This window comes from Kitasatospora sp. NPDC091257 (genome assembly GCF_044757675.1).
In the GTDB taxonomy this organism is placed as follows: domain Bacteria; phylum Actinomycetota; class Actinomycetes; order Streptomycetales; family Streptomycetaceae; genus Kitasatospora; species Kitasatospora lactacystinica.
Map to the genome: position 1 here is coordinate 1 of NZ_JBIVVI010000239.1, position 9090 is coordinate 9090.

The window sequence follows — 9090 nt, forward strand, 5'->3', positions numbered from 1 at the left end:
CCCACGGGCGCACCGGCCACGGGGGGCGCCATCGGCGCGGCCGCCGCCAGGCCCTTCTGGTCGAAGGTCTCCGGCACCGGCAGCGTGGACCAGTGGCTGATCGGCCAGGCCACCACGAACGCGCGCCCGATCACGTTGTCCACCGGGACGGTGCCGCCACCCGGCTGGTCCATGTGGAAACGGGAGTCCAGCGAGTTGGCACGGTGGTCACCCATCACCCAGATCCGGTCCTTGGGCACCTTGACCGGGCCGAAGGGGTGGTCACCGCAGGGGGTGTTGCCCGGGTAGACGTACGGCTCGTTGAGGGCGACGCCGTTGACCTTGACCGGCCCCTCGCCCTCGCACTCGACGGTGTCCCCACCGACCGCGATGACCCGCTTGATCAGGTCCTTCTCGTTGGCGGAGGGCATCAGACCGACGAAGCTGAGCACGTCCTGCACGCCCCGGAGGAAGGCGTTGCTGCTCTGCTGGGTCGGCTCGTCGCTCAGCCAGCCGCCCGGGTCGTGGAACACCACGACCTCACCGCGCTCGGGCTCGGCCCCGAACCACGGGGTCAGCTTGTCCACCAGGACGCGGTCGCCGACCTGCAGCGTGTTCTGCATCGATTCCGACGGAATGGAGAACGCCTGGACGAAGAACGTCTTGATCACCAGCGCGAGGATCAGCGCGATGCCGACCAGGATCGGCAGTTCCTTCCAGAACGAGCGCGGCTTTCGCGGCTTGGAGGGAGCCTCCGACTCCGATCCGTCCGCGGACTCGGCCCCCGCGTGCGAGGAGTCCGGGGAGTCCTCCGAGCCGGCACCCTGCCCGTCAGCGGTCTGCGCCGCCGCGTCCTCGACCGAGGCCGAGGAGGCCGCGGACTCGGCGGACCGGTCCGCCCGACGACCTGGGCCCTCGGGCTCTCCGGCGCCTGATCGGGCGCCGATCACCAAATCCCCCACAACGTCTCCTCCCTGCTGTGCGGACGCCCGCGCGCCCGCGCTCAGAGTGCCGCACAGCGGGCACCACGCTCACCACGACCATGAACGCCTCAGGGCTGCCCACCGCGGACTCCCCCGACACCAGCACGGCCTCGGCACACGGCCGGGACCACTCCCGGCCGCACCTGCACTTCTCTATCACTCCCAGGCATCCGGCTCGCGGTCCCACACGCGAGGCCCGTCCGGTCGACGGCCGGCGCTGCTCACTCCGGAGGCCGCCCCGACCTGCGCGCGACGAACGGAAGGATGCCCAACACACCCATAACGAGCGGGGGTTCCGCAGGAACCGGCCCAACGCCCACCGGCTCCGCGGCAGTTCCGCCGGCCTGCGGCATCCGGGCGAGAGAGGAGAGTGAACCTGGCGCATCGAGTTGATGGAAACGGTCCAGCGGCCAGGCGATCACGAACGCGCGGCCGACCACGTCGCTCAACGGGACCGTCCCCTGGCCCGGATTGCCCATGTGGAAACGGGAGTCGGCGGAGACGTCCCGGTGGTCGCCCATGACCCACAGCCGTCCCTGTGGCACCTGCACCTTGAAGGTCTGCCGGGACGGCGGGTTGCCGGGCGCGAGATAGGACTCCTCCACCGGACGACCGTTGACGCTGAGGCGCCCCTGTGCGTCGCAGCACTCGACGGTGTCCCCGCCGACGCCGATCACCCGCTTGATCAGGTCCTGCTCGTTGTCGGAGGGCAGCAGTCCGACGAAGGTCAGCACCTGTTTGGCCCCGCCCAGCACCGGGCCGTCGCCGGACGGCTTCCGGTCGCGCTCCAGCCAGCCGCCCGGGTCCTTGAACACCACGATGTCGCCGCGCTGCGGCTCACTGCCGAACCAGGGAGTCAGCTTGTCGACCAGTACCCGGTCCCCGATCTGGATGGTCTGCTCCATCGAGCCCGAGGGGATCACGAACACCTGGATCAGGAAGGTCTTCATCACCAGCGCCACCAGCAGGGCCACCAGGACGATCAGAGGCGCCTCACGCACCAGCGAGCGCTTGCGCCGACCGGCCGCCTTGCGGGCACTGCGACGGCGCTCGGCCCGGCCGCGTGTCGGCGGGGCACCGGTCGGCCCCGAGCCGGCCCCGCCGTCCTGCCCCGGTTCCGCGGTCGCCGCTCCCCCGGCGGCCGGACGGTCGGCGAGCCGTCCCCTACCCCTGGTCCCCATGACCACCCGTCCCCGCAGTCGGGGCGAAGGCCGCGGGCCGGTCCAGGCCGGTCCAGCGCGAGAACGGGTAGACCACCCAGTCCGCCCTGCCGATCACCTTCGCCTCGGGCACGAAGCCGCCGCCGGGCTCGCCGAGGTGGTCGCGGGAGTCCCGAGAGGCGCTGCGGTGGTCACCCATCACCCACAGCTTGCCGGCGGGCACGACGATGTCGAAGGCCACGCTCGACGGGTCGTCGCCCGGGGACAGGTAGGAGGTCTCGTCGATCGGCACGCCGTTGACGGTGATCGGCGCGCCCGGGCCGGTGCTGGTCACCCGGTCCCCGCCGACGCCGATCACGCGCTTGACGTAGACGGTGTTCCCGGCCGGGGCCAGACCGAGGTCCTGGGCGAACGAGCGCAGGCCGTCCCAGAAGCCGGGCGGCTTCGCCGACTCCCGGAGGAAGGAGCCCGTCCCGTCGAAGACCACGACGTCGCCCCGGCGGGGGTGGCCGCCGAAGGCGTAGGCGAGCTGGTTCGCGACCAGCCGGTCGCCCGGGCGCAGGGTCTCCTCCATCGACCCGGAGGGCACCGAGAACGGACGCGCGACGAAGGCGTTCACCAGCAGCAGGGCTGTCAGGCAGATCCCGGCCACCAGCAGCAGGTCGCGCAAACGCGAGTGCCCCGGCTCCTCGTCCTGCTCCGGGCCGTCGTCTCCGCAGCCGCCCGTCCGTTCCCCGACGCGTTCAGGGCCCTCGGCCTGCTCCGGTACCTCAGTGCGCTCCGGTACCTCGGCATGCTCCGGCCCGCCGGTGGCCGCCGGCCTGTCGGTGGCCGCCGGGCCCGCGACAGCCTCCGGGCCGTGGACACCATCCGCCGCGGCACCCCCGTCGTCGTCGACCTCGGCGGCACCGCTCCCGGAAACGACCGCGGACCGCGACAGCGAGTCCGCACCGGTGGGTGCGGGACTGCCGTCGCGGTCCGCGGGTGGTTCGTGCGTGCTCATCGGGGGGTGAGCTTACCTTGCGGTCGTTCGCCCCCCTCGGAGCGTTCCGATCCCCGGCGAGGCCGGGGGCCGGTGGATCAGCGGTCGCGCTTCTCCTTGATCTTCGCGGCCTTGCCGCGGAGGTCACGCAGGTAGTACAGCTTGGCGCGGCGAACCGCACCGCGGGTCACGACCTCGATCTTCTCGACGACCGGGGTGTGCACCGGGAAGGTGCGCTCCACGCCGACGTTGAAGCTGACCTTGCGGACGGTGAAGGTCTCACCGATACCGGCGCCGTGGCGGCGGATGACGACGCCCTGGAAGACCTGGACACGGGAGCGGTTGCCCTCGATGACCCGGACGTGAACCTTCAGGGTGTCACCGGCGCGGAAGGCCGGAATGTCGCTACGCAGCGAGGCCGCGTCGACAGCAGCGAGCTTGTTGCTCATGTTGCTCTCCATCGCAGGCGCCACGGGCCGCCCACGGAAAATCGTCACAATGGGGTTTGCTGCGGGCCGCATCGGCTGACGACGATCCCCCCGTGGCGAGGGCGCCGGTCCACGTGTCCCCTAAGGAAGGGAACCAGCGACAGACAACAGCCGCCTATTCTTCCACATCACCGGCCACGGACCGAAATCGGCCGAGCCGCTCGTCCCAGGCCAGGCCGAGGATGCTCAGCGCCTCCCGCTCCTTCTTGTCGAAGGCTCCGTACTGCCAGCGCTCGACCAGGTCGGGCCGGTTCGCCAGGGTCCGGGCGAAGGCCTGCTCGCGGCGCCAGCGGGCGATCCTGCCGTGGTTGCCGCTGAGCAGCACGTCCGGCACCGTCCGGCCGCGCCACTCGGCGGGCTTGGTGTAGACCGGGCCCTCCAGCAGGTCGGCCATCGCGCCCGGCGCGAAGGAGTCGTCGCGGTGGGACTCGGCGTTGCCGAGCACCCCCGGCAGCAGCCGGGCGATCGCCTCGACCATCACCAGCACGGCGACCTCGCCGCCGGCCAGCACGTAGTCGCCGATCGAGGCCTCGACCACCGGCATCCGGGTGGCCGCTTCCTCGATCACCCGGCGGTCGATGCCCTCGTACCGGGCGGGGGTGAAGGCCAGCCACGGGCGCCCGGCCAGTTCCTGGGCGAGCTCCTGGGTGAACGGTCGCCCGCTCGGCGTCGGGACGATCAGGGTGGGCACCTGCCCCTCGGGGCCGCCGTCGATCACCGCGTCCAGCGCCTCGCCCCACGGCTCGGGCTTCATCACCATGCCGGGGCCGCCGCCGTACGGGCTGTCGTCGACCGTGCGGTGCACGTCGTGGGTCCACTCGCGCAGGTCGTGGACGTGCACGTCCAGCTGGCCGCGGGCGCGGGCCTTGCCGACCAGCGAGACGTCCAGCGGCTCCAGGTACTCGGGGAAGATCGTGACGACGTCGATCCGCATGCCGCTCCGCGCGCCGCCGGACCCGGCGTCGTCCGCCCCGGCGCCGCTCGTGACCGCACCGCTCGTGACCGCACCGCTCGACACGGCGCCGTCGGCCGCCGGAACGTCCGCCCCGGTGTTCTCCTCCGCGGTCACTGCGACTCCTCCGAGCCCTCGGCGTCGTCGGCACCCTCAGCGGTCTCAGCGCCCTCGGCCGAGGAGGTCCCCGCGACGTCGGCCTGCTCCGGGTCGATCAGCCCGGGCGGCGGGGTGATCACGGCGCGCTGGTTCTCCAGATCGATGGTCGGCACGATCTGGCTGACGAAGGGCACCAGCACCTCCGTCCCGTCGGCCTTCCTGACCGTGAGCAGGTCCTGGTAGGGCAGGTGGAGGACCTCGGTCAGCTCGCCGACCAGGGTGCCGTCCAGCAGCACCACGTCCAGGCCGATCAGCTGGTGGTCGTAGTACTCCTCCGGGTCCTCGGGGCTCTCCTCCGGGTCGACCTCGGAGATGAGCACGGTGCCGCGGAGGGCCTCGGCCGCGTTGCGGTCCTTGACGCCGGCGAAGCGCAGCAGCAGCCGGCCGCTGTGCACCCGGCCCGACTCGACGGTCAGCGGCCCGACCGACGCGGGGTCGGTGAGCACGACGGCACCGGGGCCGAGCCGGAGTTCCGGCTCGTCGGTGCGGACCTCGACACTGACGTCCCCCCTGATGCCGTGGGCACGGCCGATCCTGCCGACGACGAGCTGCACGGTGATCGTTCTCCTGGAGTTCCTGAGCCGAAACGAAAAGCGACGGCGACGGGCTGCGAAGCGATGATGCGAGGGAAATGCGGAGGGAAATGCGAAAAGGCCGACCGGGACGACATGCGTCCCGGTCGGCCTCACAAGCCCTGACGGCTGAACGAGCAGCAGCGTCAGCGAATGTTGTCCACGTCGACCAGGTCGACCCGGACGTTGCGACCGCCGAGGGCGCCGACCACGGTGCGCAGAGCGCGCGCCGTACGGCCGCCCCGGCCGATCACCTTGCCGAGGTCATCGGGGTGCACTCGCACCTCGATGGTGTTACCCCGACGCAGGTTGCGCGAGCGCACCTGCACCTCGTCGGGGTGCTCGACGATGCCCTTCACCAGGTGGTCGAGGGCGTCCTCGATCACGATCAGGCCTCGGCGGCGGCGTCGGCCTCGGCCTCGGCCTTGTCCGACTTCTTGGCCTTCGGGGTGATGGCGACACCGGTGGTGGCGTCCTCGAAGCCGGCAACGGCCTTCGCGAACAGGTGCGAGAAGTCCTCGACCTTCGGCTCGGCGACCTTCAGCGGCGCCGGAGCCGGCAGGCCCTTGAACTTCTGCCAGTCGCCGGTCAGCTTCAGGATGGCGAGCACCGGCTCGGTCGGCTGGGCGCCGACGGACAGCCAGTACTGGGCGCGGTCGCTGTCGACCTCGATCTTCGAGGGGTTGTAGGTCGGCTGGTAGATGCCGATCTCCTCGATCGCGCGGCCGTCACGCTTGGTGCGGGCGTCGGCGACGACGATGCGGTAGTGCGGGGAGCGAATCTTGCCGAGACGCTTCAGCTTGATCTTGACTGCCACGGGAGTGGATTCTCCTGGTGTTGACGTGGGTGAGCGGGCTCGCCATCGCGTGGGGTTGCGCGGCGGACCGTTCAAGGGACACGCCAGCCGTAGGAGAGAGGGGTCCTGCTCGGCTGCCGAGTACTCAGCTGTCCATTCTGCCACATCGGCGAGAACCGCCTGCACGCGGGACCGGGAGCCCGGTCAGAGCTCGACCGGGAGCCCCCGCTCCCGGTCCAACCCGAAGACGTCACCGCTGTCCTGCCGTACCGCTCATTCGGTACCGCTCACTCTGCTCGCCCGGTGTCGCTCATTCCGGCCGGACCGCTGCCCGCACAGCAGCCCGCCGGGACGTCGAACGACTAAGCGATCTTGAACGGCTGCTGGCAAGCGCCGCAGACGATGGACGCCTGCGCGAGCACCGACGGAACGACCCGGACGTTGCGCCCGCAGCCGCAGACCGCCTTGACCCGCACGCCGCCCCCGGAGGAGCCGTGCCGGGCCGCCGGGCCGCGGAAGGCGCGCGTCGCGCCGTCGCCGGCCACCGCCTCCTGGTGCGCCCCGAGGGCACGGTCCAGGCGCTCGATGGTCTCGGCGTACCGCTCCTGCGTCTCCTTGAGCATGGTCACCTGGGAGAAGCCGCTGCTCGCGTGCGGCTCGACCGGGTGCGCCAGGCCCAGCTCGGAAGCGAGCATCAGGAAGCGCCGGTTGTGGTAGCGGCCGGCCCGCGAGGTGTCCCGGATGTCCCGGGCCGCGGCCAGACCGTGGGCGGCCTCGTGCAGGAGTCGCTCGAAACCGAGCCGTGTCCCGCAGGCCGAGGAGGACTCACCGATCAGCGCCTCGGGCGAGGCGAGGTCGGGGAGGTCCTGGTGGTAGGCCTGGATGTCACTCCAGGCGGCGGCCAGTTCGGCCGCGAGAACGAGGGGCTGTGTCGTGCTCACGCTAGACCAACGATGGAGTGCGAGCCGATGTTCCGCATGTTCTCGTTCCCGGGGAATTCACAGGGAACTCCCAGGAATGCAAGGCCGCGCGCGAATTGCGCGTTCCGGATCTGACGCAAGACCAACCCCCTGCCGGTTTCGGCCCGTCGCGAGGTCGGCGGGCCTGGTTAATTTCCGTCCGGGGAGCGGGCTGTCGCCACCCAGGACGTACGGCCCGTGGGCCTGCCGGATTGACAGGGCCACGGGCCGTACACCGTACCGCTATTCCGTTAATACCGGGAGTTGACCGGCCAGTAGGGATGTCCACCGCGGGGACGCACCGGAGGAGTTACCGGATTCTTACCCTTCCGCATTCCGGGCAAATGTCGCCGCTGTCGGTCATTACCCGCGGACGACGGACGTCCGGCGGACATCAACAGGACATCCACCGAACACCGAACGCCCGTCGGGGCGCACCCGTGACGGCCGCACGCCCGGAACGGACGCACGCCCGCAACAAGCGCGCCCCCGGAGCGGACCCGAACCCGGGACAAGCGCCCCCGGACGGACGACGGCGCGCCCCGGACGGACGTCAGTACGCCCGGGCGACGATCGCGCTGTTGCCCTCCTGGTCGTCCGCCGCCGGCACCGAGCCGTCGGCCGCGACGATGCAGCGCACCGTGACGCCCTGCTCGGCCAGCTTGGCCTCGCCCTCCGCGCCGAGCTCGGCCCAGGAGATCCGGCCCCAGCCGGTCGCGGCGGCCTCGATGGCCTCGTCGATGGTCTTGACGTCGACCGTGCGGGACTCGCGGCGCTCGCGGGACTGGCGCAGCAGCAGCGCCTGGTCCTCCTCCAGCACGCCCGGGACCAGCGCGACGAGGGAGTCGATGGAGACCGGCTCCTTGCCGCCCGGGATGCGGCGGGCCAGCATCGCGGTGCCGTTCTCCAGGTCGCGCGGGCCGACCTCGATGCGCAGCGGAACGCCCTTGAGCTCCCAGTCGACGGCGCGGCGGCCGAACGGGGTGTCGGTGCGGTCGTCGACCACCACCCGGATGCCGGCGGCCTCCAGCTGGGCACCGATCTCGCGGACCTTGGCGATGACCGCGTCGTCGCCCTTGATGGCCAGCACGACGGCCTGGACGGCGGCCAGGCGCGGGGGCACCCGCAGGCCGTTGTCGTCGCCGTGGGACATGATCAGGCCGCCGACCATGCGGGTCGAGACGCCCCAGGAGGTCTGCCAGACGTACTCGCGCTCGGCGCCCTGCAGCTGGTAGGTGGTGTTGAACGCCTTGGCGAAGTTCTGGCCCAGCTCGTGGCTGGTGCCCATCTGCAGGGCCTTGCCGTCGCCCATCATGCCCTCGAGGGTGAGGGTGTTGATGGCGCCGGCGAAGCGCTCCTTGGCGGTCTTGCGGCCGAGCACGACGTCGATGCCGAGCACGTTGGTCATGAAGTCGCCGTAGACCTGGGTGTGGATCATCGACGCGTAGGCGCGGGCGTCCTCGTAGGTGGCGTGGGCGGTGTGGCCCTCCTGCCAGAGGAACTCGGTGGTGCGCAGGAAGACGCGCGGGCGCAGTTCCCAACGGACCACGTTGGCCCACTGGTTGATCAGCAGGGGCAGGTCCCGGTGGCTCTGCACCCACTTCGAGAAGTACTCGTTGATGATCGTCTCGGAGGTCGGCCGGACGACGACCGGCTCCTCCAGCTGCTTGCCGCCGCCGTGGGTGACCACCGCGAGTTCGGGGGCGAAGCCCTCGACGTGCTCGGCTTCCTTGGTCAGGTAGGACTGCGGGATGAACATCGGGAAGTAGGCGTTCTGCGCGCCGGCCTTCTTGATCCGCGCGTCCATCTCCTGCTGCATCCGCTCCCACAGGCCGTAGCCGTACGGTCGGATGACCATGGTGCCGCGCACCGGACCGTTGTCGGCCAGCTCGGCCTTGTTGATGAGGTCCTGGTACCAGCGCGGGAAGTCTTCCGCCTGAGGGGTGAGAACGGGTGCCTTAGCCATGGGGCGAATGGTACGGGGCCCGGGGCCCCGGTTTCGAATCGGTATCACCGGACGGGGGCGCACCACCGCGACACGCGCGCACCACCCTGCACCC

General features: G+C 71.1%; 10 protein-coding genes. All 10 read right to left on the reverse strand.

Annotation, left to right across the window (positions count from 1 at the left end):
- Positions 1 to 941: signal peptidase I (gene lepB, locus ACIQOV_RS13955; protein WP_401048415.1), on the reverse strand; the 941-nt coding region annotated here is incomplete at its 3' end.
- Between the two features lie 242 nt (positions 942 to 1183).
- Positions 1184 to 1963 (reverse strand): signal peptidase I, encoded by a 780-nt coding sequence (lepB, locus tag ACIQOV_RS13960; protein ID WP_401048417.1) that lies wholly within the window; start codon positions 1961 to 1963, stop codon positions 1184 to 1186.
- 163 nt (positions 1964 to 2126) lie between these two features.
- Positions 2127 to 3125, reverse strand: coding sequence for a signal peptidase I (gene lepB, locus ACIQOV_RS13965; protein WP_401048419.1), 999 nt, complete (start codon positions 3123 to 3125; stop codon positions 2127 to 2129).
- Between the two features lie 77 nt (positions 3126 to 3202).
- Complete coding sequence (gene rplS / locus ACIQOV_RS13970) at positions 3203 to 3553, reverse strand: 50S ribosomal protein L19 (protein ID WP_030306736.1); 351 nt, start codon at positions 3551 to 3553, stop codon at positions 3203 to 3205.
- Between the two features lie 154 nt (positions 3554 to 3707).
- Positions 3708 to 4526 (reverse strand): tRNA (guanosine(37)-N1)-methyltransferase TrmD, encoded by an 819-nt coding sequence (trmD, locus tag ACIQOV_RS13975; RefSeq protein ID WP_401048424.1) that lies wholly within the window; start codon positions 4524 to 4526, stop codon positions 3708 to 3710.
- Positions 4527 to 4657: 131 nt separating this feature from the next.
- The gene (rimM, locus tag ACIQOV_RS13980; RefSeq protein ID WP_401048421.1) at positions 4658 to 5257 is read right to left on the reverse strand and encodes a ribosome maturation factor RimM; all 600 of its coding nucleotides are present in this window, start codon (positions 5255 to 5257) and stop codon (positions 4658 to 4660) included.
- A gap of 164 nt (positions 5258 to 5421) precedes the next feature.
- Positions 5422 to 5661 (reverse strand): RNA-binding protein, encoded by a 240-nt coding sequence (locus ACIQOV_RS13985; RefSeq protein ID WP_030056773.1) that lies wholly within the window; start codon positions 5659 to 5661, stop codon positions 5422 to 5424.
- 2 nt (positions 5662 to 5663) lie between these two features.
- On the reverse strand, positions 5664 to 6092 hold the full coding sequence (gene rpsP, locus ACIQOV_RS13990; RefSeq protein ID WP_045700219.1) for a 30S ribosomal protein S16: 429 nt from the start codon (positions 6090 to 6092) through the stop codon (positions 5664 to 5666).
- Positions 6093 to 6433: 341 nt separating this feature from the next.
- The gene (locus ACIQOV_RS13995; RefSeq protein ID WP_049650398.1) at positions 6434 to 7012 is read right to left on the reverse strand and encodes a hypothetical protein; all 579 of its coding nucleotides are present in this window, start codon (positions 7010 to 7012) and stop codon (positions 6434 to 6436) included.
- 571 nt (positions 7013 to 7583) lie between these two features.
- Positions 7584 to 8996, reverse strand: coding sequence for a proline--tRNA ligase (gene proS, locus ACIQOV_RS14000; protein WP_401048423.1), 1413 nt, complete (start codon positions 8994 to 8996; stop codon positions 7584 to 7586).
- Between the last annotated feature and the right edge of the window lie 94 nt (positions 8997 to 9090).

What these genes read in the sequence shown, in the direction of transcription:
- proS (WP_401048423.1), bottom strand. Translation starts at nt 8,996, where the DNA reads ATGGCTAAGGCACCCGTTCTCACCCCTCAGGCGGAAGACTTCCCGCGC.
- rplS (WP_030306736.1), bottom strand. Translation starts at nt 3,553, where the DNA reads ATGAGCAACAAGCTCGCTGCTGTCGACGCGGCCTCGCTGCGTAGCGAC.
- lepB (WP_401048419.1), bottom strand. Translation starts at nt 3,125, where the DNA reads ATGAGCACGCACGAACCACCCGCGGACCGCGACGGCAGTCCCGCACCC.
- trmD (WP_401048424.1), bottom strand. Translation starts at nt 4,526, where the DNA reads ATGCGGATCGACGTCGTCACGATCTTCCCCGAGTACCTGGAGCCGCTG.